Here is a 25,288-nt window from a genome sequence, read left to right on the forward strand (position 1 = left end):
GCGCGGGGCTACTGGAGGATGTTGATCGCGCGGGCGATCACCAGGGCTCCGACCGCCAGTGAGACGGCGGCCTGGGCCATCATCAGCGTCTTGGCCCACCTTCGGATCGCGGAGACGTCGGTCGGGCTGAAGGCCGTGGCGGTCCAGAAGGACAGCGAGAGGTAGTCCGCGAAGACCGGCACCCAGTCCGGCGGCGCGAGGTGCGAGTGCTGCATCTCCGGGAAGACGAACGCGGGGTCGGCGAACGGACGGTGTGCCCGTGCGGCAGCACCGCCGCGGTCCAGGTCCCAGTACCAGAGCGCGAATGCGATGACATTGGTCGCCCAGACCACGCCGCCGGTCGCCAGCAGGCCGGTGGCGTTGTTGGCGTAGATCTTGTTGCCGGTCAGGATGTCGGCCACCAGCCGCCCGGCGGCGAACAGGTTCGCCAGTGTCACGAACGCGATCACCAGGTCGGTGACCACGCGCAGCCACCGGCGGCGGCGGTCGATGCGGCCGGGGTCGCCGATGACCAGCACGGCGAGCAGGACGAGCAGGACCACCGGCAGCGCCCACGGGGGGCTCTCCCGGTAGGTCTCGGGGAGCAGGACGTGCAGCAGGGCGGCGAGCAGCACCGCGGAGACGACCGGCCACCACCGCTCTCCGGCCCGGGCGGGGGCCGTGCCGGGCGATGGGCGCTCGGGCGGTGTCCCCGAGGAGTCCGGTGTGGGCATGACCCATTCTGATCCGGCGCCGCGACCCGCGCGGGGACCGAGCGCGTCGGGGTGTCGATGCTGCTTCGAGGCGGGCCCGCCCGGCGGACAGGGCGGGCCGCAGGTGTCCGATTCGTTCAAGACCGGGTGCGTGGGAGGTGTCTAGCGTGGCAGGCATGAACAGCACATCTGCACCGCAGTTCGCCTTCGTCGGGCTGGCCGTTTCGGACATGGCCGCCTCGGTCGCCTTCTACCGGAGGTTGGGGGTGGAGTTTCCGGCAGGGGTCGAGGCGGAGCCGCACGTCGAGGGCACGTTGCCGGGCGGGCCGCTGCTGGTGCTCGACGCCGAGGCCACCATCCGGTCGTTCCATCCCGGGTGGCAGCCGCCGAGCGGCGGTACGCGCACCGCGCTGGCGTTCCGCTGCGCGAGTCCCGCGCAGGTGGACGCGGTGTACGAGGAGTTGACCGGCGCCGGGTACCACGGGGAGCTGAAGCCCTGGGACGCCTTCTGGGGGCAGCGGTACGCCGTGGTGCACGATCCGGACGGCAACGGGGTGGATCTGCTCGCGCCGCTGTAGGGGACGAGGCTAGGGGAGCAGTAGCGCGGTCACCGGCATGCCCGTCAACTCCCGTACATCGCGGGCCAGGTGGGCCTGGTCCGCGTAGCCGGCCCGGGCGGCCGTTTCGGCCAGTGGGACGCCGGCGCGGGCGAGGGCCAGGGCGCGTTGCATGCGCAGGATCCGGGCGAGGGTCTTGGGGCCGTAGCCGAAGGCGGTCAGGGAGCGGCGGTGGAGTTGGCGCGCGCCGAGGCCCACCGTCCCGGCCGTCGCGGCGACGGACCGCCCGGCGGCGAGCGAGGCGGCCACCGCGCGGATCAGCGGGTCCTCGGGCGGCGCCTCGGACGCCAGGCGCAGGGCCAGGGCTTCCAGTGCGGCGGCCGGGTCGGGGGCCGCGTCGACGCGTTCGGTGAGGTGTCGGACCTCGGCGGCGGGCCGTAGGTCGGCCAACTCGACGCGGCGGTCACGGAGTTCGTGGGCGGGGACGCCGAGCAGGGCGGGGGCGGCACCGGGGCGGAAGCGCACGCCGACCCATGGGCCGCGCAGTCCGGGGCCGGGGCGGAAGGCGTGGGTGTCCGGTCCGGCGACCAGCAGCCGGCCTTCCGTCCACAGCAGGTCCATGCAGCCGTCGGGCAGGACGGCCCCGGCCGAGGCATCGCCCGTACGTCCGGCTTCCGCGCCCGTACGTCCGGCATCTGTACGGCCGGGGGCCTGCTTCGTCCACACGACCGCGCCGGGCAGCCGGGACGCGCGCTCCACGTACGGGGAGGACGGGTCCATGACGTGAGGCTACGCGTCCCGGGAGGCGAGCGCGCGGGCGCGTCGACGGCCCCGGCCGCGCGGGGCGGCCGGGGCCATCGGCCCGGAGGGGGTCAGCCGACCCGCTCGGCCGTGGGCTCCGTCGGGGCCCCGGCCGTCCCGTCGGCGGTCTTCCGGCCGTCGCGCATCAGCACCAGGGTGAGCGCCGCGGCCGCGACGACCGCGATGCCGCCCACCGTGAAGGTGGTGGAGGTGGCGGTGTTGAACGCCTCCCGGGCGGCCGCGACCAGTCCGCCGTCCCCGGTGGAGCCGCCCAGCGCGAGCGCGCCGGTGATGTCGTGGCGGGCGGCGGTGGGGGCGGCGTCGGGCATCGCACCGGTGTAGGTGCTGGAGAGCACGGTGCCGAGGATGGCCACGCCGAGCGCCGCGCCGGACTGCTGGATGGTGTCGTTGAGCGCGGAGCCGACGCCGGCGTGCTCGCTCGGGATGGCGCCCATGAGCGCGTTGGCGGCGGCCGGCATGCCGAGACCGGAGCCGACGCCGAGCACCAGCATGGCCAGGGCGACCTTGGTGAAGCCGTCGCCGACCGAGAGGGTGGCCAGCATCCCGAAGCCGCCCGCGATGATCAGCATGCCGATCGAGGTGAGCACCCGCGCCGGGACCTTCTTGCCGAGCACCGCGCCGAGCGCGTTGAACACCAGCGAGGCAATGGCCAGCGGGATGAAGGCGAGGCCGGTGTCGGTGGGCGAGAACTCCAGCACGAACTGGAGGTACTGGGTGAGGACCAGCATCAGCCCGCCGGTGGCGAAGGTCAGCAGGACGAGCGAGAAGCTGGCGCCGGTGAAGACCCGGTTGCGGAACAGGTTGAGCGGGACCATCGGCGAGTCGGTGCGGACCTGCCGGACGGCGAAGCCGGTCAGCGAGGCCACCGCGAGCAGGAGCGCGCCGAGGGTGCTCGCGCTGGTGAAGCCGTCCCGGGGCAGCACGATGATCGACCAGACCAGCGCCGTCATGCCGACCATCGAGAGCGCCATGCCCGGCAGGTCGGGTCGGCGCCACGGCCCCTTGGACTCCGGCATCAGCAGCACCGCGGCGATGATGGCGACCGCCGCGATCGGCACGTTGAGCAGGAAGACCGCGCCCCACCAGAAGTGCGCGATCAGCGCGCCGCCCAGCACCGGACCGCCGACCAGCCCGATCATGGCCACGGCGGTCCAGGCGGCGATCGCCTTCGGGCGCTCCTCGTCGTCGAAGACGGTGATCAGGATGGAGAGCGTGCTCGGCATGACCAGCGCGCCGCCGACGCCCATCAGGACGCGCCCGGCGATCAGCTCACCGGAACTGCCGGCGTAGGCCGCGACCAGTGAGGCCGCGCCGAACAGCGCGAGTCCGACGATCATCACCTTCCGCCGTCCGAAGCGGTCGGAGAGGCTGCCCGAGGTGAGCAGCAGGCCGGCGAAGACCAGGATGTACGAGTCGATGATCCACTGGATGTCCTGCGCCCCGGCCTTGAGATCCTCCGCGATCGGCGGGATGGAGACCGTGAGCACCATGTTGTCGATCACCAGCACCAGGCTGCTGAGACAGAGCACGACCAGAATGAGCCAGCGCTGCGGATGACGTTGCACGGCGTTTTCCCCCTTTGAACTTCTCGCGTCCAACCCGGGCGTGAACTTCTGGCTGCGAACCCGGGCTTGGGCTTCGGGCTTGGGCTTCGGAATGAGCGCGCGAGCCGTGGCCGTGGCCGGCCGGAGCCGCGCGGAAGTCGTCGCGGGCACACCGCCCTCCGTCCCCAGGGGTACGGTGCGCGCCGCTCCGAACACTGTACGGGCACCGCACACTGTTCGCAATGCCGTACGCCGTTCGATCTCCGCACACCGTTCGTGGCGCCGTACACTGTTCGCAGCGACCTGTGGCAAGCTGCGCCGCACCGGACCGGGTCCGGCGATCGACGACTGGCGAGGAGGGCCCGATGGCGGCCAAATCAGAGGACGGCACGACCCCGGGCATCCCCCTGCCGTGGAACCGGCCCCAGCGACGGCGGGAGCAGCCCTCCCTCAGTCGCGAGCAGATCGTCGCCGAGGCCTTCGCACTGCTGGACTCCGACGGCATCGACGCGCTGAGCATGCGCAAGCTCGCGGCCCGGCTGAACGCCGGCGCGACCTCGCTCTACACCCACGTCGCCAACAAGGAGGAACTGCTCGCCCTGGTCGTCGACCAGGTCTTCGGCACCCTCCCGCAGCCGGAGGCCGAGTGGTCCGAGGACCCGAAGGTCTGGCGCGCGAAGGTCATGGAGTGCGCCGAGAGCATGCGCGCGGCCATCATTCGCCACCCGTGGATGGTCTCGGTGATCGGCGACGTCGGGATGATCTACCTCGGCCCCAACTGGATGCGGCTCTCCGAGGCCCTGCTGGCCGTCCTGGAAACGGCCGGCTTCGAGATCGGCGAGGCGAGCGACGCGATGAGCGCCGTGATGGGCTACACCATCGGAACCGCCTGCGTGGAGGCCTCCTGGGTGAGCTCGCTGGCCCGCAGCGGCCACGACGAGCAGGAGTGGATGAACCGGCTCCTGCCCACCGTCATCGAGGCCACCAAGGAGTTCCCGCGACTGCACCGGCTGTACACCACCGAGGTTCCGGACGAGGTCGCGGCGGGCCGGGACAGCGGCTTCGCCCGGGGCGTCAATGTCATCCTCGACGGGATCGAGGCGGCCTGGACCACCCGCCAGCGGGGCTGAGGGCGCCGGGCCCTGGGCCACCGGGCCCTGGGGCGCGGGCCCAGGGCCGCCCGTCACCGCTCCCCCAAGACGCTCAACTCCCGCTGAGGGCCCGCACCTCCGCGTACCCCGGCACCGGACCGACCGGCTCGCCCGCTGCGACGGCCGCCGCCGTGGCCACCGCCGCCGCCAGTGCCGCGCGGTACAGCAGCGAGCCCAGGCTGACCCGGGCCACCCCGAGCGCGGCCAGCTCGGCGAGGCCCGGGCCGGCCGGCGTCCAGAGGATGTTCAGCGGGACGAAGAGCGCGTCGACCAGCCGGCCGATGGCCGCCGGATCGGCCAGCCCGGGGACGAACACGCCGTCCGCGCCCGCCTGCTGATAGGCGTCCAGGCGCCGGAGCGTCCCCGCCTCGGGGGCGTCCTGCCCGCACCAGTAGGTGTCGGTGCGGGCGTTGACGAACAGCTCCGGCACGGCCGCCTTCACCGCCGCGATCTTCGCGGCATGGCGGTCGACGGGGCTCAGCGAACCGTCCGCCCGACCGTCCTCCAGGTTGATGCCGACCGCTCCGGCCTTCGCCAACTCCACGGCGACTTCGGCGACTTCGTCCGGATCGTCGCTGAAGCCGGACTCCGCGTCGACGCTGAGCAGGAAGCCGACCCGCCCGAGCCGGCGCGCCAGCCGTACGGTCTCCGCGCGGGTGGCGGCGGCACCGTCGGGCAGGCCCGCGACGGCCGCCACGCCCAGGCTGGTGGTGCCGATCGCGGGGTGTCCCTGGGCGGCGAGGGCGACGGCCGAGGCGTGGTCCCAGGCGTTGGGGAGAAGCAGCGGACGGCCGGGGCGGTGGTGCAGGGCGGCGAAAGGGGTCGTCATCGGCTCGTCTCCGTCGGGTCGTTCGTGAGGTTTCCGGTCGCGTTCGCCGGGGTGTCGGTCGCGTCCGCGGGGTTGCCGGTCGCACCCGCGGGGCTGCCGAGTGCGCCGACCGAGTCCGCGTAGTAGTACCCGGCCCCGGAGACGTGCCGGACGATCTGCCGGAAGCCCCAGCCCGTCCCCGGCGAGTCGTCCAACCACTCGTCCGGCAGTGCGGTGACCCGCCGGGACCAAATCCCGGCCAGCCGGGTCAGCCGGCTGCGGGCCTCGTCCAGGTCGGCGGTGGTGAACGGGGCCAGATCGGCCGGGGTGGTGACACCGGAGGCGTGCCAGTGGTCGGGCTCGGTCGACTCACCGACCACCCGGGCCTCCAACTCGGCGAGGTGGTCGACGAGATGGTCGGCGATGCGGCGAACAGCCTTGTGCGGCGTATAGGTTCGGTCGTCGGCGTTGAGGATCGGGCGACCGTCCCAGGCCGTCCAGCCCGACGCCAGGGCAAGCACGTTCTCCACCATCTCCGGCACCAGGGAGGCGAGTTCGACCTTCCCTCGATCCGGCGCGGGCGGCATGTCCGGCGCCCCGGCGTCCGCCGGATCGGAGGCGCCGTACAGGATGCCCTCGGCGATGACCAGCGCTTGCGAGCGGCCCGGGCAGCTCCGGGGCGGGGCGCCGAAGGTGAGCGCGACGCCCTCCGGCGCCCCGGACTGGGCCGCCGCGATGTCGAGCAGGACCCGCGTCCCCGCCGGTACCGCGGCCCCGCCGACCTCGGTCGCCCGGGCGGCGAGCCGACGCATCGTCCGGACCGGCGGGTCCGCGCGCAGCACGTCGGCCAGACCGTCCTCGTGCCGGCGGGCACCCTCGACCAGCGAGGCGGTGGCGTCGCAGGCCTGGACGAGCAGGCCGATCCGGTTCGCGGCCGTCTCCTCGTGCCGGTCCCCCACCGCGTCGTCCAGGTCCCCCATCGCGGACAGCAGCCGGGCCACCGCCGCGTCCGCCGCCAACAAGTCCGCCGCCACCGGGTCGGCCGGCGCATCGGCGAAGTACGCCCGGGACACTGTCGCGACATCCCGCGCCACGGCCTCCGGGTCGGCCAGGCCGAGCTCCGCCGCGAGCACCCGGACCACCCGCAGCCGGACGTCGGACTCGAAGCCGGCGGCCGCGGCCACCCGCAGCCGGTCCGGGTCCAGCCGCTCCAGGTCCGCCAGCACCAGCGCCCGGCGCCGGGCGTGCGGCTCGCCGGAACTGAACCTGGCGACGGCGGACCGCAGCCAGGCCACCGTGCCGGGGGCGGCGCCGGGCGCTCCGGGCACGGACGGCCCGGCGGGCAGCGGGACCAGCGCCGGGTCGGCCAGCGCCGCCGTCACATCCTCGTAGCGGGAGAAGGTCATCGTCGCGGGGCCGGAGACCGCCGTGGTTTCGCTCATGCCGTCATCGTGGCCCCGGGTCGTTTCGGCCCCGGCCGAACCGTGCGGGGGCGACCCTGGAGGCATGTCCCCGGCTCCGCTCCCCCACGCGGCCCCGCCGCCGCGACCGCCCCGGCCTCCGTGCGCCGCTCCGCCCCGGTACGCGACTCGGCGCCCGCACGCACCCTCGTGCCCCGACCATGGAGGCATGACGCTCGCCGCCTTCGCCGCCCTGCTCGCCGACCCCACCCGCGCCGCCATCTGCACGGCGCTGCTCGACGGTCGCGCCTGGACCGCCGGTGAGCTGGCCCGCCATGCGCGCGTGGCGCCGTCCACGGCCAGCGAGCACCTGTCCCGGCTGATCGCGGGCGGGCTGCTGGCCGAAGAACGACAGGGCCGGCACCGGTACGTCCGACTGGCCACGCCCGCGGTGGCCGCACTGATCGAGGACCTCGCCGTCTTCGCCGAGTCCGGCCCCGGCCCCGCGACCGCGCCGCGCAACCTGACCGAGGCCACCCGGCTGAGCGCCGAGGCCCGGGCCCGTACCTGCTACGACCACCTGGCCGGACGCCTCGGCGTGGCCGTGTCGGACGCGCTGTTCGCCCGTGGCCTGGTCACCGAGGAGGGCGGGCTGGCCGTCACCGGGCACGGCCGGGACTGGCTGGCCGCGCAGGCGATCGAGCTGCCGCCGCGCGCGGGCCGCCGGGGCGGACGCCCGGTCGTGCGCGGTTGCCTGGACTGGACGGAACGCCGCACCCACCTGGGCGGGGCGCTCGGCGCGGCACTCTGCCGGGCCGCCCTGGACCGCGCCTGGGTGGAACGGATCGGCTCCGGCCGGGCCCTTCGGGTCACCCCGGACGGCGGCCGGGCGCTGCGCGAACTCCTCGGCGTGGAGCTGCCCTGACGGCTGTCCCCGGCGCCACCCGATGCGCCGCTCGGTGCGCCACCCGATGTGCCGCTCGAACCGTCGCTCGATGTGCCGGACGAACCACCGCTCGAAGTGCCGGGCGAACCGCCGCTCAGCCCATCGACTTCGCCCCGTCCAGCGACTCCCGGATGATGTCCGCGTGCCCGGCGTGCTGTGCGGTCTCGGCGATGAGGTGCAGCAGCACCCGCCGGGCCGACCAGGCGGTGCCCGGCGGGAACCAGGGCGCGGGCGGCAACTCGTGGGCGAGGTCGAGGTCGGGCAGGGTCCGGACCAGCTCGTCCGTCCCGCGCGCCGTCCGCTCGTACTCGGCGAGCAGCCCGGCCAGGGTGTCGCCCTCCGCCATCCGGAACTGGGCCGCCCAGGCGTCCGGGTCGGCGGCGCCCCCGTCCCCGCGCCGCATCGCCTCCGCGCCGCCGGTCATGAACCGCGCCCAGCGCGCCTCGACCGCCGCCACGTGCTTGATCAGGCCGCCGAGGCACAGCTCGCTGACCGTGGTGCGCTCGGCCGCCTGCGCGTCGGTGAGGTCCCGTGCGGTGCGCCGCAGCAGTTCGCGGTGCTTGTCCAGCGTTTCGACGAGTTCCTCGCGCTCACCCATCGGCCACCCCTGCCGCTCGTCGTCCCGTCGGACGCATCAGACGTCCACCGTCTCCGGCTGCTCCCCTACCCGCCGACCGATGTCGATCAACCCGAAGGCCGCCCCCTGCGGGTCGCCGACCGCCGCGAACCGGCCGAACGGGCTGTCCATCGGCCCGAAGTACACCTTGCCGCCGCGGGCCGTCAGCCGGCCGATCGCGGCGTCGGTGTCGTCCACCGCGAAGTAGACGCTGATGCAGGAGGGCGCCTCGGGCGGCAGGAAGTCCCCTCCGCGCCCATCCGGCCGAGCACCGGCCGGTCGTCGACCTGGAACATCCGGTAGTCGAAGTCCCCGCCCGCCATCTTCTTCACGCCGAACGGGAAGACCGCCGGGAAGAAGGCGTCCGCCTTCGCGGGCTCGCGGGTCACCAGCTCGGCCCAGGTGTAGGCGCCGGGCTCGCCCTGCTTCTCGAAGCCCTCGTGCCGGCCGGCCTGCCAGACGCCGAACACCACGCCGGCGGGGTCCTTGGCGATCACCATCGTGCCGAAGTCGCCGACCTGCATCGGTCCCATGACCACCTCGCCGCCGTTGGCGCGGATCCGCGTCGCGGTGGCACCGGCGTCCGGCGAGGCCAGGTAGAGGCACCAGGCGGACCGGGCCTCCGCGCCCGGCATCGGCGGCACGATCGCGGCGACGGCCTTGCCGTCCGAGTAGGCCTGGGTGTAGTTCCCGAACTCCGACGAGCTCTCGCCGAAGGTCCAGCCCAACACGTCGCCGTAGAAGGCCTTCGCGCCCTCCAGGTCGGTGAACATCGCGTCGGCCCAACAGGGCGTGCCCTCAGGTAGCGCAGCCATCTCTCTGCCCTCGTGTGTGGCGAAAGTGCGCGCGCCGGGGGGCGCACGCCGACCCCCGGTTCGCCAGCCTAGCCACGATGCGGCGCACCCGCGCGGGCTGGACCCGCGCGGGTGCGGCCCGTCGACGTCACCCGCCCGCCGACGTCGGCAACCCTCCGGCGTATGCAGCCCTCCGGCGTCAGCCGCCCGCCGACAGGCGCAGCGAGGCCGTCCCCAGGCCGGTCGGGCCGAGCGGCACCGGGGGCGGCGGAACCGACGGAACCGACGGGACCGGGGCGGTGGCGGACGCCGGAGCCTCGGCGGCCGCCGCCATGGCCGCCCGACGGGCCTGCGAGGCCTCCGCCAGGTCCCGCTCGGCGCCGAAGTGCCGCTCCAGGTCGGCCGTGGCGTACCGGAGGCAGCCCTCGTGCCAGTTCAGGATGCCCGCGAGCCAGTTCTCCAGCTCCCCCACGTACCCGTCGAGCATCTCCCTGGCCGCCTGCTCCAGCCCGAAGTCCTCGTACATGACCGGGAGTTCCTTCTGCACCACGTGCTGGAACTGGCCCAGCCGCGAGTGCATCAGGTCGTCGACGATCCGGACCGCCGACTCGTAGTCGCAGCCGAAGAAGTTCTGCACCACCAGGACGGCGTTGTGCAGCTCGCCCTCGTACTCGACCTCCTTCTGGTACGAGAAGAGGTCGTTCATCATGCACGCGTAGTCCATCGCGGAGTTCTCCAGCGCGCGCATCGACCCGTGGTCGTACACCTCCGGCGGCACGGTCTGCCCGTGGCCGAGGCGGGAGAGGCTCGCGGTGAGCTCGGAGCCGAAGGTGGAGCGGCGCATCTCCAGGTAGTCCACCGGGTCCGGGATCCGGTTCTGGATCTGGTTGCTCAACTCCCAGATCCAGCTGTCCAGCATCGCCTCGACCGCCACCCGGAACCGGCCCCTGGCCTCGACGGTCATCGGGCCGGCGGTGCGCTCCCAGATGTCGGCGAGGCCGCGCTCCAGCGCGTTGACGGGCTCCGCCGTGGGGGTGCCGTCCACCGGCATGAACAGGGAAAGCCTCGCGTTGGCGGCCTTGGCGCCGCCCAGGTCGCGGGTGCGCCCGAAGGCCCGGGGGTAGTAGTCGTCGGCCCAGGTGCCCCAGGCCAACCAGGCCGAGGAGATGTCGAGTTGGTCGGCCGTGGCGTCCGGGTGGAGGCCGGCCGCGCAGAGCGGGAGGTCGTAGTCGCGCATCGACTCGGCGTCCCAGATGCCGGATCCGGGAACGCCCGGCTCAGCCGCCAGCAGTCCCATCCGCTCGGCCCACGCGATCACGCGCTCCCGGGCACCGTCCAGGTGCGGGCTCAGCCGGAGCTCGTACGGAAGCTTGAACTCGGGCAGCAGGGAAGGCCCGACGGCCTGGTACGGCACGTGGCCGTGCGACCGCGCCCGCCGCACGGCCGGGTCCGCCGCGCCCTTGGCCGCCGGCGTCGAACCAGTCGCCGCCGCGGCCCCGGCGGCCGTGCTGCGCAGGATGTCCAGCGCCGACGTCCCGATGCCGCCGATCGCGTACTGGTCCCACCAGTTGCCGCCCCCGGGCCCTCCCGGCAGGCCCGGCAGACCCACCGGTCCACCGCCCGAGCCGGGAGCGACCCCGCCACCAGGACCACCCGAACCCGCGGCCGCTCCACCGCCGTTCATGTACCGGCTGGACCGCAGGTGCCACTCGTGCCCGCCGGACTGCCAGTCCTGCAGGCCCTTGACGTACGCCGTCACCCGGGCGCGCCCCGCCGGGTCCAGCCCGGTCTCCGCGAACAGCACCGGCAGTTCGGTGAACACGGTGTTCTCGAACTGCTGGAGCCGCGAGGTGAGCAGGTCGTTGACCGCGTCCGCGGCCTCCTGGGTGGAGCACTCCAGGAACCGCTCCAGCACCAGGACGCCGTTGCTCAGCTCGCCCTCGTCCTCCACTTCCCGCTGGTACGAGAAGATGTCGTTGCGCAGGTGCACCCCGTCGGAGAAGGCGTCCATCAGCACCCGCAGCGCCCGCGAACCCGACACCTCCTTCGGCACCTCGGCGCCGGCCGCGTACTCGACCAGCTGCGCGGACCAGGGCGCGCCGCCGACCTTGCGGCGCATCTCGATGTACTCGACCGGGTTGGCCACCCGGCCCTCGTTGATGTTGGCGAGCTCCCACAGCGACTCGTTGAGCAGGTTCCGGGTGCTCTCGGCGAACCGGATCCGCCAGTCCTCGCCCATCGCCGGCACGGTGCGCCGCCACAGGTCGGCCAGGCCCGCCTCGACCGGGTTCTCCGGTTCGGGCAGCTCGGCGGCCGGGTCGGCCGGCATGAACAGCGGCAGCCGGTCGAGGTGGGCCTTGCCCGCACCGCGGTCGTTGGTGCGCTTGAACATGTCGAGGAAGTGGTCGTCGAAGAAGAAGACCCACACGTACCAGTCGGTGACCAGCGACAGCGCCTCGGCGGAGGCGTCGGGGTGGGTGTACGCGCAGAGCAGGCCGTAGTCATGGGCTTCCAGGTCGGCCTGATCCCAGATTCCGGAACCCTCCAGCATCCCCATCTCCCGGGCCCAGTCGGTGGAGTGGGCCCGTGCCTCGCCCAGATGGGGGTTGAGGCGTGCCGGGTGCGGCACGTAGAAGGACGGCAGTTCGAACGGCTGGGTCACGGCGGGCGAGCCTTTCTGGACGCGTCGATTGGACCAAGAATGACGCGTCGTCAGCTCGCCGCACCGGCACAACAGAAACAGTCATATGAAATGACTCGTTCCCCCCGTTCGAAGCCACCCGCCCAGCCGAGCGCCCTCCCCCGCCACGCACGCCCCCATACCCGCCCCGCGCACTCCTCCCCCACGCACGCCGCCCCCAGCGGTTCGGCAGGTCGGCGGCGCCGGCGAAGACGGAGTAGGCCGAGAAGCCGACCATGAGGGCGGCGAGGACGGTGACGACGGTGTGGGCGACGGACATTGGAGCGCTCCCATTCGACGGCTGTTCGGTTCGGCACTCCCCTGACCCGGGGCATCCGCCGGATGTGACAGGCGCGGGCAAAAAATTGTCCGCGACACCCCGCCGCTACCCCCGGCAACCGCTCCGCCAACGAACAATGCAGCTCTGGCAAGGCCTTGAACAGAGACGACTTCCCCGGCTACGGGCGTGTTGATCCTGTGCGCCAACGCCGCGTCCACCAGACTGGGCGCCGACCGGACGTCAACCCCGAGGAGGGCAAGCCCGTGAACGTCACCGTTCGGCTCGCACAACAGCCCGAGGCCGACGAACTGCTCGGACGAAGTGCGCTCGCCGCGCTCGTCGGCATGCTGCTGGACCAGCAGGTCCCGATGGAGTGGGCGTTCACCGGCCCGCTGACCATCGCGCAGCGCCTCGGCCACGACGACCTGGACGCCCACGAGATCGCCACCTACAACCCGGAGGAGTTCGTCGCGCTCCTCTCCGCGAAGCCCGCGGTGCACCGCTACCCGGCCGCGATGGCCAAACGGGTGCAGCAGCTCTGCCAGTTCCTCGTCGCGCAGTACGACGGCGACGCCGCGGCGCTGTGGAAGAACGTCCGCACCGGCAAGGAACTGCTCAGCCGGCTCAACGCCCTGCCCGGCTTCGGCAAGCAGAAGTCGCAGATCTTCCTGGCCCTGCTCGGCAAGCAGTACGGGGTGCGGCCGGAGGGCTGGCGCGAGGCGGCCGGGGCGTACGGCGAGGAGGGTGCGCACCGCTCGGTCGCGGACATCACCGGCCCCGAATCCCTCACCCTGGTACGTGAGTTCAAGCAGGAGATGAAGCGCGTCGCGAAGGAGGCCAAGGCCGCCGCCAAACCGCGCACCACCACCCGTACGACCGCCGCCCCCGCCCCGACCGGTGCGCGCTGACCGACGGCCCGGCCGCCCGTACCGGCGGTCGACCCACCCGGCCGACCGCGTCGGGGCCGGGCCCTCCCAGAGCGCGACGCGGGCCCCGGCCGCGCCGCGCGACCGGGGCCCGCGAACGGGAGCGCTCCGTCAGATCAGGACGGGCTCCCGCTCCTCGGCGGTGGCGCCGGCCACGGCCCCGGCCGCCTTGCGCCGCCGCGGCAGCGCGAACATCAGCAGGAAGACGGCGAGCAGCACCCCGACGACCCACCACATCGCGTTCACGAAGGCCCCGCCGAACGCCGCCCCGACCGCCTCCGGCGCGACCACGTCGTCCATCGCCCCGAAGAAGGCCACCGACACCAGGCCGAGCCCGAGCGCGTTGCCCACCTGCTGCACGGTGTTGATCAGCCCGGACGCCGAACCGGCGTGCTCGCGCGGCACCTCCGCCAGCACCGCGTCGGTGATCGGCGCGACGATCAGACCCATCCCGAGACCCATCACCACCAGCGGCAGCACCATCTGCCAGGTCGTGATCGCCGTCCCGTACCGGTCCGCCTCCCAGATGTAGACGAGCACGCCCGCCGCCATCACCAGCGCGCCGGTCTGCAGAACCTTCCGGCCGAACCGCGGCACCAGCTTCTGCACCGACAGTCCGGCCGCCGTGGAGACCGCGATCGAGAACGGGATCCCGGTCGCGCCGGCCTTGAGCGGGCTCCAGCCCAGGCCCACCTGCATGTAGAGGGTCCAGACCAGGAAGTAGATGCCGAGCGCCACGCCGAAGGCCAGCTGCACGCAGATGCCGGCCGCGAAGGACTTCACCCGGAACAGCGCCAGCTCCACCAGCGGCGAGCCGTCCCGCCGCGTCTTGACCTTCTCGTACACCACGAACAGCGCGAACACCGGCAGGCTCCCGGCCATAGACAGGTAGCCCCACAGCGGCCAGCCGGCCTCCCGGCCGTGCGTCAGCGGGTAGATCAGCATCAGCAGGCCGAGGCTGGCCAGCGCCACGCCCACCAGGTCCAGCTTCAGCGCCTGGTCGGCCTTCGACTCGTCGATGAAGCGGCGGCCGAGCAGCAGGCCGGCGATGCCGACCGGCAGGTTGATCAGGAAGATCGGCCGCCAGGCCAGACCGAACAGGTCCCACTCGGTGAGCAGCGCGCCGATCAGCGGACCGGAGACCGCGCCCAGCCCGACCACCGCGCCGAACAGGCCGAACACCTTGCCGCGCTCCTCCGCCGGGAAGGTCGCGTGGATGATCGACAGCACCTGCGGCACCATCAGCGCCGCCGTCCCGCCCTGGAGCAGCCGGGTCGCGACCAGCATCTCCGGGCCGGAGGCCAGCCCGCACAGTGCCGAGGCCAGCGTGAAGCCGCCGATCCCGATCAGGAACACCCGCTTGCGGCCGTGGATGTCGCCCAGCCGGCCGCCGGTGATCAGCCCGATCGCGAAGGCCAGCGCGTAGCCGCCGGTCACCCACTGGATGGCGCTGAAGGAGGCGCCGGTGTCCTGCTGGATGCTCGGGATGGCGATGTTGACGATGGTGACGTCCACCAGGTCCATGAAGGAGGCCACCATCACGATCGTCAGCGCGATCCACCTCCGCCGGTCCGCTGCCGCGGTACTCATTGCGGTCTCCTCTTTTTTCTTCTTCACGTCCACGCCGCTCTTCTCCACGTCCGCGACAGTAACGGCCGTGTAGGTCAGAACCTGTCCCAGTTGGTCGGGCATGCTGGACGCCATGAGCGACACCCCGGCCCGGCTGCTGAGCCTCCTGTCCCTGCTCCAGACCCCGCGCGAGTGGCCCGGCAGCGAACTCGCCGAGCGGCTCGGCGTCAGCCCGCGCACCATCCGGCGCGACATCGACCGGCTGCGCGAGCTCGGCTACCCGGTGCGGGCCAGCATGGGCCCGGACGGCGGCTACCGGCTGGTCGCGGGCACGGCGATGCCCCCGCTGCTGCTGGACGACGAGGAGGCGGTGGCCATCGCGGTCGGGCTGCGCGCCGCGGCCGGGCACGCCGTGGTCGGCATCGAGGAGGCCTCGGTACGGGCGCTCGGCAAGCTGCTCCAGGTGCTGCCGGGCCGGCTGCGGCAGCGGGTCGGGACGCTCAACTCCGCCACCGTGCCGCTGCTCACCGGGGACGGCCCGACCGTCGACCCGGAGGACCTCACCGTGCTTGCCCGCGCCGTCACCGCCCGGGAGCGGCTGCGCTTCGGCTACCGGGCGTACGACGGGGCCGAGACCAGGCGGCAGGTCGAGCCCGAGCGGCTGGTCTCGGTCGGCCGCCGCTGGTACCTGGTGGGCTACGACCTGGACCGCGAGGACTGGCGGCTCTTCCGGGTCGACCGGCTGAGCGGCCCGGCCGCCACCGGCGTCCGCTTCACCCCGCGCCCGCTCCCCGCCGAGGACGCCGCCGCCTACGTGGCGGGCAAGCTGCACCGCCCGTCACCGAGCGGCACCGTGGTCGCCACCGTGCACGCCCCGGCGGAGCGGGTCCGCCGCAGCCTCCGGCCGGGCGACTGCGAGGTCGAGCCGATCGACGGGCACAGCTGCCGGCTCCGCTCCCGCACCGACTCCCTGGAGTGGACGGCGATGCGGCTGCTCTCGCTGGACTGCGCCTTCGAGGTGCACGAGCCGCCCGCGCTGCGCGAGCACCTGCGCGCACTGGCGGCCCGCGCCGAGCACGCGGCGGGGGCGCCGGACCGGGGCGGGCCGGACCCGTCCCGGGGCCGGCCCCGGGGCCGACGCCAGGGCCCTTCCTAGACCTCGACCCGGTACCAGCCGTTGCCGGACCTGAACCACAGCACGCCGTCCCGGCCGTAGGCACGGCGGCGGTCGAGCTCGCCGGGCACGTCCGGCCGGCGCTTCCCGGTCTGCTTCCACTGCTTGCCGACGAGCAGGTGCCAGGTCAGCTCCCCGCCCTGGGACAGGAAGACGCCCTCCCGGGCGCGGACCGCGAAGCCGACCGGCGTCCGGACCGGGCAGGGCACCGTGGACGAGGTCCCGCCGGCCGCCTCGATCCGGGTGAGGTAGCTGCCCGAGGAGCCCGGGTACCAGGCCAGCCAGGTATACCGTCCCTCGGTGGCTCCGGCCAGGCCCTCCAGGGGGTACCCGGGCAGGTCCTTCCGGTGGTCCGGGCTCCACACCACCCGGCCGTGGGTGTCTGCGGCCCGGAGTCCCGCGCAGGACATCGGGTGGTCGCCGTAGATGCCCTCGTCCCCGTAGGCCATCCAGATCCGGCCGTCCCGGTCGGTCACCAGCACGGGCGTGTCGTCACCGAGGAGGAGCTCCCGGCCGCAGGTCCCGTCGGGGCCGTACACGAAGCCGTTGGGCCGCCACTCCTCCCCGTCCTGCTCGGCCCGGGCCCCGACCAGCAGCAGCCGGCCGCCCGGCAGCAGCGCCAGGTGGTCCGGCGAGCAGTCGACCCCTGACAGCGGCACCCGCCACTCCCCGCGGGGGCCCATCACGACCACCTCGGCCTCGTACGGGAACCGGACCTCCGGCCAGGACCCGGCCGGTGCCGTGTACTGCTCCGGCACCACCAGGACGGCCAGCTCCCCGTCCGGTCCCACCGTCCAGGTCACGGCCCGGCGGCCGGCCTTCCACTCATCCTCGGGCAGCCGCCAGACCTCGACCGGACGATCGGATATCGCCAAGGGTCAGACTCCGTACTCGGCGGTCAGCAGCGCCCGGCCCAGGGTGTGGAAGGTGAGGTGGAAGCCCACCTGGGCGGGCGGGGTGTCGGCGGCGACGTCCAGCTTCTCGACGTCCAGCGCGTGCACCGCGAAGACGTAGCGGTGCGGGGCGCCGGGCGGCGGGGCGGCGCCGTCGTACTGGTTGCCCGGGAAGTCGTTGCGGCCGTGGAAGGAGGCCTCGCCGGGCAGGGCGGCGTCGGAGGAGCCGGCGCCGCGCGGCAGCCCGGTGGTGTCGGCGGGCAGGCCGAGGGCGAGCCAGTGCCACCAGCCGGAGCCGGTCGGCGCGTCCGGGTCGTAGCAGGTGACCGCGATGCTCCGGGTGCCCTCCGGCAGGTCCGACCAGGCCAGCTGCGGCGAGAGGTTGCCGCCGGCGTGGATGAACTCCCGGCCCAGTGTGGCGCCTTCGGTGATGTCCTGGCTGGTCAGCGGGAAGGACGGCACCTGCGGAAGGAACTCGTACGGCAGCGGCGCGCGCTTGCTCATGGGCTGGTCACCTCTCACGGTCGGATCTCAGGGTCGGAACGACACGGGTCACTGTAATGGGGTGCACGTACGCTTCCGGCGCCCCTAGAGTCGGGGCATGGCCGCCAAATTCGCCCAGTTGTTCGCCGACTCCCGCCGCGCGCTGCTCACCATGCTCGGCATCCAGGCCGTCATCTGGTCGGTGCAGGTGCTCAACTGGCTGGACGACTACGGGCTGTCACGGGAGTTCGGCCTGCGCACGGAGCAGGTCGGGGACCTCCCGGAAATGTTCACCTCGCCTTTCCTGCACTTCAGTTGGGGCCACATCGAGGCGAACTCCTGGCCGCTGTTCGTGCTCGGCTTCCTGTCCGCCTACCGCGGCATGCGGAAGTTCCTGCTGGCCAGCCTGGTGATCGTGGTGTCCGGCGGGCTGCTGGTCTGGCTGCTGGAGAGCCCGAACACGGTGACGGCCGGCGCGAGCGGCATGGTCTACGGCTACCTCGGCTACGTGGTGCTGCGCGGACTCCTGGACCGCAACGTGCTGGACGCGGTGGTCGGCGTCGTCGTCGCGGTGGTCTACTCGACCATCCTGATCGGGGTCCTGCCCGTCACCCCGGGCGTCAGCTGGCTGGGCCACCTCGGCGGGCTGATCGGCGGACTGGCCGCCGCCGTCCTGCTCCGCGACCGGCCGGCCGCGAAGCCCGCCGCACCGCAGGGGGCCGCCCCGGCCAGCCCCGGATCCGACCTGCTCAAGCAGCTGGACGAGCTCGGCCTGTAGGGCGTGCCCGGCGATTCCCGTCCGGACCATCAGGTATAGACCAATCCCACCCCTGCGGCTAGCGTGGACGGCTCACCCTCCCCCAGCTCCGGAGCCGCACCGTGGAGTCGTCCGTCCTCGCCTTCGCCACCGACCTGCTCGACGAGGGCGCCGACACCTTCTTCGGCAACCTCACCGACCGCGCCGGGGTCGGCGGCGTCACCCTCGCCTCGGTCTACCACGAGGCCCGCGACGTCTTCCCGCACAACCCCCGCCGGGTGGTCCGCTACCTGGAGCCGGGCGCGGCGTACTTCCGCCCCGACCCGGCCGCCTGGCGGGGCCGCCGGCTGGCCCCCGCGCCGTCCACCGCGATCGGCGAGCGCGACCCCTTCGCCGAGGCCGCCGAGGAGGCCCGCCGCCGCGGGCTGAAGCTGCACGCCTGGACGGTCTTCTGCCACAACGACCGGCTCGGCTTCACCCACCCCGACTGCGCCCCGGCCAACGCCTTCGGCGACCGCCACCTCACCGAACTCTGCCCGGCGAACCCGGAGGTCCGGGAGTACGCGCTGACCCTGGTCGCCGAACTGGCCCGGTACGGCGTGGACGCGATCCGCGCCGAGTCCCTGCACTTCCACGGACTGCGCCACGGCTACCACCACGAGCGTTACTTCGAGGAGTTGGGCCCGACCACCGAGGCCCTGCTCGGGGTCTGCTTCTGCCCGCACTGCCGCTCCGCCGCCACCCGCGCCGGGGTCCCGGCCGAGGCGGTGGCCGCGGCGGTCCGCGCCGAGCTGCGCCGCCGGCTGGCCGACGAGTCCGCCGCCGCCGAGCCCGCCGACCTGAGCACCCTCGCCGACGGCGCCTTCGCCGCCTACGTGGACACCTCCGCCACCACCGTCACCGCGCTGGCCGCCGACCTCGCCGAGCAGGCCCGCCGGTACGGCATGCGGCTGACCTTCATGGACGGCGGCGGCCCGGGCACGGGCTGGCTCGCCGGCATCGACCTGCCCGCCCTCGCCGGGGCCGTCGACCGGATCGAGACCCTCGGCTACGCGAGGACGCCGGAGGCGGTCCGGGAGAAGGTCGCCGCCTTCGCCCTGCACGGCGTCCGCCCGCAGTCCATGGCGGTGATCCTGCGCCCGATGTCCTCCGACTGCGACGGCCCGGAGAACCTCGCCGCCAAGATCGCCACCCTGCGCGAACTCGGCGTCCCCGAGGTGGAGTTCTACAATTACGGCCTGATGCGGCTGTCCTCCCTGGACCGGATCGGCGCCGCACTCTCCGCCTGACCGGCCGGCGCCACGCCCACCGACAGGCGCACCGCCCCACCGGCCGGCCCCGCCCGACCGGTCAGCGCCGCCGCTTGGATGTCCCGAACAGGCTGCGCGAGATCTCCTGCCCGAGCTGCTTCCCGGCCGAGCGCGCGAAGGACTTCACGGTCGGGTTGCTCAGCAGCGACCCGAGCAGCCCGCCCGCACCCTCCTTCTCCCTCGGCGCCTCCCGCCCCGGCACCCGCTCGGCGGGCGTCGACGCCCCGGGCCCGGTGGGCGCCGCCTGGGGCCGCGGGGCACGCGTCGCCAGCTTCTCGTACGCCGACTCCCGGTCGATCGCGTCCCGGTAGCGCGCCGTCAGCGGCGAGGCGTCCACCACCGCCTGCAGGGCCGTCGCCCCGATCGGCCCCATCAGCGACTGCGGCGCCCGCAGCCTGGTCGCCGCGACCGGCGTCGGCGCACCCTTCTCGGAGAGGACGGTGACCACGGCCTCGCCGGTGCCCAGCGAGGTCAGCACCGCACCGAGGTCGTACAAGGAGCGCGGAAAGGTCGAGACGGTGGCCTTGAGCGCCTTGGCGTCGTCCGGGGTGAAGGCGCGCAGCGCGTGCTGCACCCGGTTGCCCAGCTGCGCCAGCACGTCGGACGGCACGTCCCGCGGCGTCTGGGTCACGAAGAAGATGCCGACGCCCTTGGAGCGGATCAGCCGCACGGTCTGGGTGATCGCCTCCAGGAAGGCCTTGGAGGCGCCCTTGAACAGCAGGTGCGCCTCGTCGAAGAAGAAGACCAGCTTGGGCTTGTCGAGGTCGCCCACCTCGGGCAGCTCCTGGTAGAGGTCGGCGAGCAGCCACATCAGGAAGGTGGAGAACAGCCGCGGCCGGTCCTGCACGGCGGGCAGTTCCAGCACCGAGACGACGCCCCGGCCGTCCGGAGCGGTCCGCAGCAGCTCGGCGGTGTCGAACTCGGGCTCGCCGAAGAACGCCCCGGCCCCCTCGTGCTCCAGCACGGTGAGCGCGCGCAGGATGACCCCGGCGGTGGCCGCCGAGAGCCCGCCGATGGTCCGCAGCTCCTCCTTGCCCTCGGGCGAGGCGAGGAAGGCGATCACCGCGGTGAGGTCCTTGAGGTCGTAGAGCTCCAGGCCCTTGCCGTCGGCGTAGTGGAACACCAGGCTGAGCGAGGACTCCTGGGTCTCGTTCAGGTCGAGCACCTTGGCCAGCAGCAGCGGTCCGAAGCTGGTGACGGTGGCCCGGACCGGGATGCCGGCGCCCTGTCCGCCGAGCGAGTAGAACTCGGCCGGGCAGCCCTGCGGCGACCACCGCTGCCCCACTTCGGCGGCCCGGGCGCCGGTCCGCTCGCTCGGCGCCCCGGGCGCGGCGATGCCGGAGACGTCCCCCTTGATGTCGGCGAGGAACACCGGCACGCCCTGCCCGGAGAGCTGTTCGGCGATCAGTTGGAGGGTCTTGGTCTTCCCGGTGCCGGTGGCCCCGGCGACCAGCCCGTGCCGGTTGAGCACGCCCAGCGGGATGCGCACCTGGGCGTCCGGGTACGCGGTGCCGTCCAGCAGCACGGCGCCGAGGTCGAGGGCGGGACCGGTGAAGGCGTACCCGTCGGCGATCTCCAGGACGCCCGGCGGGGTGGGGTCGGAGGACATCGGTGCACACTCCTGAGCGGATCGGAACGCTTCGGAACGCTTCTGCATCGGCGCGGAACCCGATCGGCACCGGGCGAAGTTCGCGACATTTCCCATCAAACAGCTGCATTCGTCCATGCGCAGTTCACACCGGCGCGCGTGGCGGCGTCGCGGCTGCTGCGCCATCCGCCGTCCGAACGGTAGGCTTTCCGTGTGATCTTCAAGCGCATCGGCAATGGGCGGCCGTACCCGGATCACGGCCGGACGAGCACCCGCCAGTGGGCTGACGTCGCCCCGCGCCCGGTGCGGCTCGACCAGCTGGTGACCACCAAGGGCCAACTCGACCTCGAAACCCTTCTGGCCGAGGACTCGACGTTCTACGGGGACCTCTTCGCCCACGTGGTGAAGTGGCACGGCGACCTCTACCTGGAGGACGGCCTGCACCGGGCCGTCCGGGCCGCGTTGCAGCAGCGCCAGGTGCTGCACGCCCGCGTCCTCGAAATGGAGTGACGGACCCGGTCATCGGGCCGTCGGGCCGCCACGGGCTTTCCGGACCGCCCCCTCGCCATCCGGCGGAGGGCGGTCCGCGCGTACCCCGGTACCCCCTTTCGGGTACCGGGGTACGCCAGATGATGATCGTTTAGTACCTTCGAGGCCGTACGGCACTACGCTGCTGACTACGGCCGCGACCAGGGGATTCCGCCCGCACCGGGGAAGTCCCCACCCGGCCGATCCGTCATCCCGACCCCGCCCTGGCACGAGGGGGAGACAAACCGTGAGCATGTTGACTCCCCAAGGCCTCAAGGGGAAGCAGTACCGCGTCACCGGCAACACCTACCCGCGGTTGGGCCGGCCTCCGAAGAAGAGCCGCAAGGTGATCGCCGCGCTCGCCGGCCTGCTCGCCCTGGCCCTGATCGCGCTCGGCGGCGCGCAGCTGTACGACATCTTCACCGGCAGGAACAAGAACGCCTCGGCACAGGCCTGCGCGACCCCGTCCGGCAAGGCGCTGGCAGCCCCGACGCCGGGCGCCACCCCGGGTGCCGCCGACGCGCCCGCCGCCGGGCAGGGCGACCCGCACGCCGTCCCGCAGGCCACCGCGGTCACCGTGAACGTCTACAACGCCACCACCAAGGCCGGTCTGGCCGGCCGGACGGCCGAGGAGCTCAAGAAGCGCGGCTTCGTCATCGGCAAGGTCGGCAACGCCCCGGCCGAGCTGGACAAGAAGGTGCCCGGCACCGCCCAGGTGATCGCCGGTCCGGCCGGTGCCGGCGCGGGCACCCTGGTCGGCTCGCAGATCGCCGGTGCCGCCGTCACCGCCGACGCCCGCACCGACACCACCGTGGACTTCGTGATCGGCGACAGCTACAACGCCCTGCTGGACGAGACCCAGGCGGCCGCCGCCCTCGCCCTGGCCACCAAGCCCTCCCCCGCCCCGACCGCCACCGGCAGCTGCTGAACCGCCACCGGACACCGGAGCCGAACACCGAGAGCCCCCGGCAGACGCAGTGCCGGGGGCTCTCGGTGTTCGGTGGTTCGGGTGGTTCGGGTGGGGGGCTCAGCCGGCCGTGCCGTACAGCCGGTCGCCCGCGTCGCCCAGGCCGGGGACGATGTAGCCGTTCTCGTTGAGCCGCTCGTCCACGGCCGCGGTGACCACGGTGACCGGCAGACCTGCCAGCTCCCGCTCCATCACCTCGACGCCCTCGGGCGCGGCCAGCAGCACCACGGCGGTGACGTCGGTGGCACCGCGCTCGATCAGCATCCTGATCGCGGCGACCAGGGTGCCGCCGGTGGCCAGCATCGGGTCGAGCACGTAGACCTGGCGGCCGGAGAGGTCGTCCGGCATCCGGGTGGCGTAGGTGGAGGCCTCCAGGGTCTCCTCGTTGCGGACCATGCCGAGGAAGCCGACCTCGGCGGTCGGCAGCAGGCGGGTCATCCCGTCCAGCATGCCGAGGCCTGCCCGCAGGATCGGGACCACCAGCGGGCGCGGGTAGCTGAGCCGGGTACCCAGCGTGACCGCGACGGGCGTGGTGATCTCCACCTCGTCGGTGCGGACGTCGCGGGTGGCCTCGTAGGCGAGGAGGGTCACCAGCTCGTCGGTCAGGCGACGGAAGGTCGGCGAGTCGGTGCGCTCGTCGCGCAGGGTGGAGAGCTTGTGGGCGACCAGGGGGTGGTCGACGACGTGGAGACGCATGTGTCGAGGTTAGCCCGGGTCCGGAGGGGTGTACGACCCGCCGTGCCCCAGCCGGGCGGCGGTCCGGGTGACACGCTCGTGACACGCCGTGACCTGTCGCGAATGTCCGGACGGAAGTGCCTCCTGTGGTATCAACCGGGCCGTTCTGGGAATGTCACCTCTTATGACGAGCAACCCGAACGCCGGGGACGGCTCGATGGACGAGCCCGTCGACGGGTCGGGCCGGAGCCCGGGCCCGCCGCACGACCACCCCGAGACCGAGGCGGAGCGCCGCAGGCGGCGGGCCGTCTTCCTGCGCGAACTCACCGAGGCGCGCGAGCTGCGGGAGCGGGTCCAGCCCCGGCGGACCAAGGAGCGGCGGATGCGCGAGGCCATGCGGATGCGAACCTTCCGGATCTGACAAGGCCCGGACGGCCCAGCGCCGCCCCGCCGCGCGCCCCGGGCGCGGACCCGGAAACGGCCCGAGGCGGCCCCGGGCGGGCGTTCGGAGCAAATTTCGACCGGCTTCGGACCGCCACGCCCGACTTCGCCGTCCGCCACCCGGCCCTTCCGACACGACCTGCAAAGACGCGCTGCCGAACACCCCCCGCGAGGGCGGGCTTTCTGTCACGATTCCGATGGGACGGTCCGAACAAGCGGACCGCCCCTGGCGCGGGGGCGGCCAGATTTTCGCGTCGCCCGTGCGTGCCGGCAGCCGAGACCGATGATCTTGGGAGTGTCCCTGGTGGCGTACTTCGCTGCAGTGCTTGCTCGCACTGAGGACGGGTGGGATGTGAGCGAGACGGAGCTCGACGACGTCGAAACCCTGGCCGATCTGGCCGACCTGGCCCGCGACTCCGCCCAGGACGACGACAGCGTCCTGATCTTCATCGAACAGGAGGACGCCTGGTTCGCCGTCGTCCGCGTGGACGGCGAGGAGGACCCGCGGATCTTCGTGTCGGACGGCGCCGCGGCCGCCCGCAGCTCCTACGGGTCCGTCCTCACCGACGAGTTGGTCGACCAGGCCGGCGAGAGCGAGTTCGGCGACCTGGACCACCTGCTGGACGAGACCGCGGAGGCCGAGGAGCAGGACGAGGAGGACGCCGACGCCCGCGGCGGCGTCCCGGTCGGCCCGCTGGGCGACGCCCACCTGCTCACCGAGTTCGGCCTCGCCTCCGAGGCCCTGCTCGCGCTCAGCGGCGAGGGCGCGGTGCCGGGCGACGCCCTGGAGGAGATCGCCGAGGCCCTGGGCTGCGGCGAGGTCCTGGAGGCCGTCCGGTAGAGGGGTCGGTCGTACCGGTGTCCGCCGCCGGATACCCGACACTGGATGCCATGCAGCCCGCATCCACCCCGCTGACCGTTCCGCGCGTCCCCCCGTTGCCCGCTCCCGTCCGCCCCGACCCGGTCCGCGACCGCTGGGCGGCGCCGATGCGCCTGGCCATGGCCGAGGCCGCGCTGGCGCCGGCCACCGGGGACGTGCCGGTCGGGGCGCTCGTCCTGGACCCGGACGGCGAGGTGATCGGACGCGGCCACAACGAGCGCGAGGCGGTCGGCGACCCGACCGCGCACGCCGAGGTGGTCGCGATCCGGCAGGCGGCCGAGAAGACCGGGGAATGGCGGCTGAGCGGCTGCACACTTGTCGTCACCCTGGAGCCGTGCACCATGTGCGCGGGCGCCATCGTGCTGTCCCGGATCGACCGGGTGGTCTACGGCGCCCTCGACGAGAAGGCCGGCGCGGCCGGCTCGCTCTTCGACGTGATGCGCGACCGCCGGCTCAACCACCGCCCCGAGGTGATCTGGGGCGTCCTCGCCGACGAGTGCGGCGAACAACTGCGCGCCTTCTTCGACACCCACCGCTGAGAGCCCACCGCCGAGAGCCCACCGACCGCCGTGGCGTCACGGATTTCGTGACTGCGCCACCCCTCCGGTAGAGTTCCTCTCGGTAGCGTGTCCGAGCGGCCAAAGGAGCACGCCTCGAAAGCGTGTGTGGGGGCAACTCCACCGTGGGTTCGAATCCCACCGCTACCGCTCGAAAGCCCGAGGGCCCGTCCGATCCGGACGGGCCCTCGGCGTTTGTCCGACCGGTGTCCGGGCACGAAAAACGGCTCCGCACCCCGGGCCGATGACC

General features: G+C 73.3%; 25 protein-coding genes, 1 tRNA gene and 1 pseudogene. 13 read left to right on the forward strand and 14 right to left on the reverse strand.

Annotated elements, in window-relative coordinates:
• Positions 1-8 precede the first annotated feature (8 nt).
• Positions 9-713 (reverse strand): hypothetical protein, encoded by a 705-nt coding sequence (locus ACWGJO_RS07750; RefSeq protein WP_452182632.1) that lies wholly within the window; start codon positions 711-713, stop codon positions 9-11.
• 155 nt (positions 714-868) lie between these two features.
• Here ACWGJO_RS07750 and ACWGJO_RS07755 point away from each other — a divergent pair, with 155 nt between their 5' ends.
• On the forward strand, positions 869-1,270 hold the full coding sequence (locus ACWGJO_RS07755; protein ID WP_452182633.1) for a VOC family protein: 402 nt from the start codon (positions 869-871) through the stop codon (positions 1,268-1,270).
• 9 nt (positions 1,271-1,279) lie between these two features.
• On the opposite strand, the gene ACWGJO_RS07760 is transcribed toward ACWGJO_RS07755, so the two are convergent.
• Positions 1,280-2,029 (reverse strand): helix-turn-helix domain-containing protein, encoded by a 750-nt coding sequence (locus tag ACWGJO_RS07760; RefSeq protein WP_452182634.1) that lies wholly within the window; start codon positions 2,027-2,029, stop codon positions 1,280-1,282.
• 92 nt (positions 2,030-2,121) lie between these two features.
• A complete protein-coding gene (locus ACWGJO_RS07765; protein ID WP_452182635.1) occupies positions 2,122-3,636 on the reverse strand; it encodes an MFS transporter in 1,515 nt (504 codons plus the stop codon).
• 344 nt (positions 3,637-3,980) lie between these two features.
• Here ACWGJO_RS07765 and ACWGJO_RS07770 point away from each other — a divergent pair, with 344 nt between their 5' ends.
• A complete protein-coding gene (locus ACWGJO_RS07770; RefSeq protein ID WP_452182636.1) occupies positions 3,981-4,745 on the forward strand; it encodes a TetR/AcrR family transcriptional regulator in 765 nt (254 codons plus the stop codon).
• Between the two features lie 73 nt (positions 4,746-4,818).
• Here ACWGJO_RS07770 and ACWGJO_RS07775 read toward each other — a convergent pair whose 3' ends face one another.
• Together ACWGJO_RS07775 and ACWGJO_RS07780 are read right to left on the reverse strand one after the other, a co-directional pair.
• The gene (locus ACWGJO_RS07775; RefSeq protein ID WP_452182637.1) at positions 4,819-5,595 is read right to left on the reverse strand and encodes an isocitrate lyase/PEP mutase family protein; all 777 of its coding nucleotides are present in this window, start codon (positions 5,593-5,595) and stop codon (positions 4,819-4,821) included.
• The gene (locus ACWGJO_RS07780; RefSeq protein WP_452182638.1) at positions 5,592-7,016 is read right to left on the reverse strand and encodes a hypothetical protein; all 1,425 of its coding nucleotides are present in this window, start codon (positions 7,014-7,016) and stop codon (positions 5,592-5,594) included. Before ACWGJO_RS07780 ends, ACWGJO_RS07775 begins: the two co-directional genes overlap by 4 nt.
• 187 nt (positions 7,017-7,203) lie before the next feature.
• Here ACWGJO_RS07780 and ACWGJO_RS07785 point away from each other — a divergent pair, with 187 nt between their 5' ends.
• On the forward strand, positions 7,204-7,899 hold the full coding sequence (locus tag ACWGJO_RS07785; protein WP_452182639.1) for an ArsR/SmtB family transcription factor: 696 nt from the start codon (positions 7,204-7,206) through the stop codon (positions 7,897-7,899).
• A 115-nt stretch (positions 7,900-8,014) separates the two neighbouring features.
• On the opposite strand, the gene ACWGJO_RS07790 is transcribed toward ACWGJO_RS07785, so the two are convergent.
• From ACWGJO_RS07790 to ACWGJO_RS07805, 4 genes and pseudogenes are all read right to left on the reverse strand, one after another.
• Entirely contained in the window at positions 8,015-8,518 is a 504-nt protein-coding gene (locus tag ACWGJO_RS07790; RefSeq protein ID WP_452182640.1) for a DinB family protein, read from the reverse strand.
• Positions 8,519-8,554: 36 nt separating this feature from the next.
• A pseudogene (locus ACWGJO_RS07795) lies at positions 8,555-8,809 on the reverse strand (VOC family protein); the annotation flags it as partial.
• Positions 8,701-9,351: a VOC family protein gene (locus ACWGJO_RS07800; protein WP_452182641.1), complete on the reverse strand. Its 651-nt coding sequence runs from the start codon at positions 9,349-9,351 to the stop codon at positions 8,701-8,703. The gene ACWGJO_RS07800 and the pseudogene ACWGJO_RS07795, both read right to left, overlap by 109 nt.
• 178 nt (positions 9,352-9,529) lie before the next feature.
• Positions 9,530-11,992, reverse strand: coding sequence for a terpene synthase family protein (locus ACWGJO_RS07805; RefSeq protein ID WP_452182642.1), 2,463 nt, complete (start codon positions 11,990-11,992; stop codon positions 9,530-9,532).
• 561 nt (positions 11,993-12,553) lie between these two features.
• Here ACWGJO_RS07805 and ACWGJO_RS07810 point away from each other — a divergent pair.
• Positions 12,554-13,198: an HhH-GPD-type base excision DNA repair protein gene (locus ACWGJO_RS07810; protein ID WP_359905604.1), complete on the forward strand. Its 645-nt coding sequence runs from the start codon at positions 12,554-12,556 to the stop codon at positions 13,196-13,198.
• Between the two features lie 129 nt (positions 13,199-13,327).
• Here the strand turns inward: ACWGJO_RS07810 and ACWGJO_RS07815 are convergent, their stop codons facing one another.
• The gene (locus ACWGJO_RS07815; protein ID WP_452182708.1) at positions 13,328-14,806 is read right to left on the reverse strand and encodes an MFS transporter; all 1,479 of its coding nucleotides are present in this window, start codon (positions 14,804-14,806) and stop codon (positions 13,328-13,330) included.
• A 112-nt stretch (positions 14,807-14,918) separates the two neighbouring features.
• On the opposite strand from ACWGJO_RS07815, the gene ACWGJO_RS07820 reads away from it, so the two are divergent.
• A complete protein-coding gene (locus ACWGJO_RS07820; protein WP_452182643.1) occupies positions 14,919-15,941 on the forward strand; it encodes a helix-turn-helix transcriptional regulator in 1,023 nt (340 codons plus the stop codon).
• Here ACWGJO_RS07820 and ACWGJO_RS07825 read toward each other — a convergent pair.
• Both ACWGJO_RS07825 and ACWGJO_RS07830 read right to left on the reverse strand, forming a co-directional pair.
• On the reverse strand, positions 15,938-16,834 hold the full coding sequence (locus tag ACWGJO_RS07825) for a hypothetical protein (RefSeq protein WP_452182644.1): 897 nt from the start codon (positions 16,832-16,834) through the stop codon (positions 15,938-15,940). The two genes, ACWGJO_RS07820 and ACWGJO_RS07825, sit on opposite strands and share 4 nt — an antisense overlap.
• Before the next feature lie 3 nt (positions 16,835-16,837).
• Complete coding sequence (locus tag ACWGJO_RS07830; RefSeq protein WP_452182645.1) at positions 16,838-17,356, reverse strand: YbhB/YbcL family Raf kinase inhibitor-like protein; 519 nt, start codon at positions 17,354-17,356, stop codon at positions 16,838-16,840.
• A 97-nt stretch (positions 17,357-17,453) separates the two neighbouring features.
• On the opposite strand from ACWGJO_RS07830, the gene ACWGJO_RS07835 reads away from it, so the two are divergent.
• Positions 17,454-18,113 (forward strand): rhomboid family intramembrane serine protease, encoded by a 660-nt coding sequence (locus tag ACWGJO_RS07835; RefSeq protein ID WP_452182646.1) that lies wholly within the window; start codon positions 17,454-17,456, stop codon positions 18,111-18,113.
• A 101-nt stretch (positions 18,114-18,214) separates the two neighbouring features.
• Complete coding sequence (locus tag ACWGJO_RS07840; protein ID WP_452182647.1) at positions 18,215-19,381, forward strand: hypothetical protein; 1,167 nt, start codon at positions 18,215-18,217, stop codon at positions 19,379-19,381.
• A gap of 61 nt (positions 19,382-19,442) precedes the next feature.
• Here the strand turns inward: ACWGJO_RS07840 and ACWGJO_RS07845 are convergent, their stop codons facing one another.
• On the reverse strand, positions 19,443-21,011 hold the full coding sequence (locus tag ACWGJO_RS07845; protein WP_452182648.1) for a helicase HerA-like domain-containing protein: 1,569 nt from the start codon (positions 21,009-21,011) through the stop codon (positions 19,443-19,445).
• Between the two features lie 192 nt (positions 21,012-21,203).
• Here ACWGJO_RS07845 and ACWGJO_RS07850 point away from each other — a divergent pair, with 192 nt between their 5' ends.
• Together ACWGJO_RS07850 and ACWGJO_RS07855 are read left to right on the forward strand one after the other, a co-directional pair.
• The gene (locus ACWGJO_RS07850; RefSeq protein ID WP_030061387.1) at positions 21,204-21,500 is read left to right on the forward strand and encodes a type II toxin-antitoxin system VapB family antitoxin; all 297 of its coding nucleotides are present in this window, start codon (positions 21,204-21,206) and stop codon (positions 21,498-21,500) included.
• Between the two features lie 271 nt (positions 21,501-21,771).
• Positions 21,772-22,446: a LytR C-terminal domain-containing protein gene (locus tag ACWGJO_RS07855; protein WP_452182709.1), complete on the forward strand. Its 675-nt coding sequence runs from the start codon at positions 21,772-21,774 to the stop codon at positions 22,444-22,446.
• A gap of 99 nt (positions 22,447-22,545) precedes the next feature.
• Here the strand turns inward: ACWGJO_RS07855 and upp are convergent, their stop codons facing one another.
• Positions 22,546-23,181, reverse strand: a complete 636-nt coding sequence (gene upp / locus ACWGJO_RS07860; RefSeq protein WP_049650159.1) for a uracil phosphoribosyltransferase — start codon at positions 23,179-23,181, stop codon at positions 22,546-22,548.
• 196 nt (positions 23,182-23,377) lie between these two features.
• Between upp and ACWGJO_RS07865 the strand changes: the two genes are divergently transcribed.
• The 4 genes from ACWGJO_RS07865 to ACWGJO_RS07880 all read left to right on the forward strand — a co-directional run bounded on the left by ACWGJO_RS07865 (position 23,378) and on the right by ACWGJO_RS07880 (position 25,188).
• Positions 23,378-23,581: a hypothetical protein gene (locus ACWGJO_RS07865; protein WP_387689145.1), complete on the forward strand. Its 204-nt coding sequence runs from the start codon at positions 23,378-23,380 to the stop codon at positions 23,579-23,581.
• A 303-nt stretch (positions 23,582-23,884) separates the two neighbouring features.
• Complete coding sequence (locus ACWGJO_RS07870) at positions 23,885-24,442, forward strand: tRNA adenosine deaminase-associated protein (RefSeq protein ID WP_452182649.1); 558 nt, start codon at positions 23,885-23,887, stop codon at positions 24,440-24,442.
• Between the two features lie 50 nt (positions 24,443-24,492).
• Positions 24,493-25,020 (forward strand): tRNA adenosine(34) deaminase TadA, encoded by a 528-nt coding sequence (gene tadA / locus ACWGJO_RS07875; RefSeq protein WP_359913955.1) that lies wholly within the window; start codon positions 24,493-24,495, stop codon positions 25,018-25,020.
• Positions 25,021-25,101: 81 nt separating this feature from the next.
• Positions 25,102-25,188, forward strand: a tRNA-Ser gene (locus ACWGJO_RS07880).
• The last annotated feature ends 100 nt before the right edge of the window (positions 25,189-25,288 follow it).

The organism is Kitasatospora sp. NPDC054795 (assembly GCF_053611565.1).

What these genes read in the sequence shown, in the direction of transcription:
- ACWGJO_RS07750 (WP_452182632.1), bottom strand. Translation starts at nt 713, where the DNA reads ATGCCCACACCGGACTCCTCGGGGACACCGCCCGAGCGCCCATCGCCC.
- ACWGJO_RS07755 (WP_452182633.1), top strand. Translation starts at nt 869, where the DNA reads ATGAACAGCACATCTGCACCGCAGTTCGCCTTCGTCGGGCTGGCCGTT.
- ACWGJO_RS07760 (WP_452182634.1), bottom strand. Translation starts at nt 2,029, where the DNA reads ATGGACCCGTCCTCCCCGTACGTGGAGCGCGCGTCCCGGCTGCCCGGC.
- ACWGJO_RS07770 (WP_452182636.1), top strand. Translation starts at nt 3,981, where the DNA reads ATGGCGGCCAAATCAGAGGACGGCACGACCCCGGGCATCCCCCTGCCG.
- ACWGJO_RS07775 (WP_452182637.1), bottom strand. Translation starts at nt 5,595, where the DNA reads ATGACGACCCCTTTCGCCGCCCTGCACCACCGCCCCGGCCGTCCGCTG.
- ACWGJO_RS07780 (WP_452182638.1), bottom strand. Translation starts at nt 7,016, where the DNA reads ATGAGCGAAACCACGGCGGTCTCCGGCCCCGCGACGATGACCTTCTCC.
- ACWGJO_RS07785 (WP_452182639.1), top strand. Translation starts at nt 7,204, where the DNA reads ATGACGCTCGCCGCCTTCGCCGCCCTGCTCGCCGACCCCACCCGCGCC.
- ACWGJO_RS07790 (WP_452182640.1), bottom strand. Translation starts at nt 8,518, where the DNA reads ATGGGTGAGCGCGAGGAACTCGTCGAAACGCTGGACAAGCACCGCGAA.
- ACWGJO_RS07800 (WP_452182641.1), bottom strand. Translation starts at nt 9,351, where the DNA reads ATGGCTGCGCTACCTGAGGGCACGCCCTGTTGGGCCGACGCGATGTTC.
- ACWGJO_RS07815 (WP_452182708.1), bottom strand. Translation starts at nt 14,806, where the DNA reads ATGAGTACCGCGGCAGCGGACCGGCGGAGGTGGATCGCGCTGACGATC.
- ACWGJO_RS07820 (WP_452182643.1), top strand. Translation starts at nt 14,919, where the DNA reads ATGAGCGACACCCCGGCCCGGCTGCTGAGCCTCCTGTCCCTGCTCCAG.
- ACWGJO_RS07830 (WP_452182645.1), bottom strand. Translation starts at nt 17,356, where the DNA reads ATGAGCAAGCGCGCGCCGCTGCCGTACGAGTTCCTTCCGCAGGTGCCG.
- ACWGJO_RS07835 (WP_452182646.1), top strand. Translation starts at nt 17,454, where the DNA reads ATGGCCGCCAAATTCGCCCAGTTGTTCGCCGACTCCCGCCGCGCGCTG.
- ACWGJO_RS07845 (WP_452182648.1), bottom strand. Translation starts at nt 21,011, where the DNA reads ATGTCCTCCGACCCCACCCCGCCGGGCGTCCTGGAGATCGCCGACGGG.
- ACWGJO_RS07855 (WP_452182709.1), top strand. Translation starts at nt 21,772, where the DNA reads ATGTTGACTCCCCAAGGCCTCAAGGGGAAGCAGTACCGCGTCACCGGC.
- upp (WP_049650159.1), bottom strand. Translation starts at nt 23,181, where the DNA reads ATGCGTCTCCACGTCGTCGACCACCCCCTGGTCGCCCACAAGCTCTCC.
- ACWGJO_RS07865 (WP_387689145.1), top strand. Translation starts at nt 23,378, where the DNA reads ATGGACGAGCCCGTCGACGGGTCGGGCCGGAGCCCGGGCCCGCCGCAC.
- ACWGJO_RS07870 (WP_452182649.1), top strand. Translation starts at nt 23,885, where the DNA reads ATGATCTTGGGAGTGTCCCTGGTGGCGTACTTCGCTGCAGTGCTTGCT.
- tadA (WP_359913955.1), top strand. Translation starts at nt 24,493, where the DNA reads ATGCAGCCCGCATCCACCCCGCTGACCGTTCCGCGCGTCCCCCCGTTG.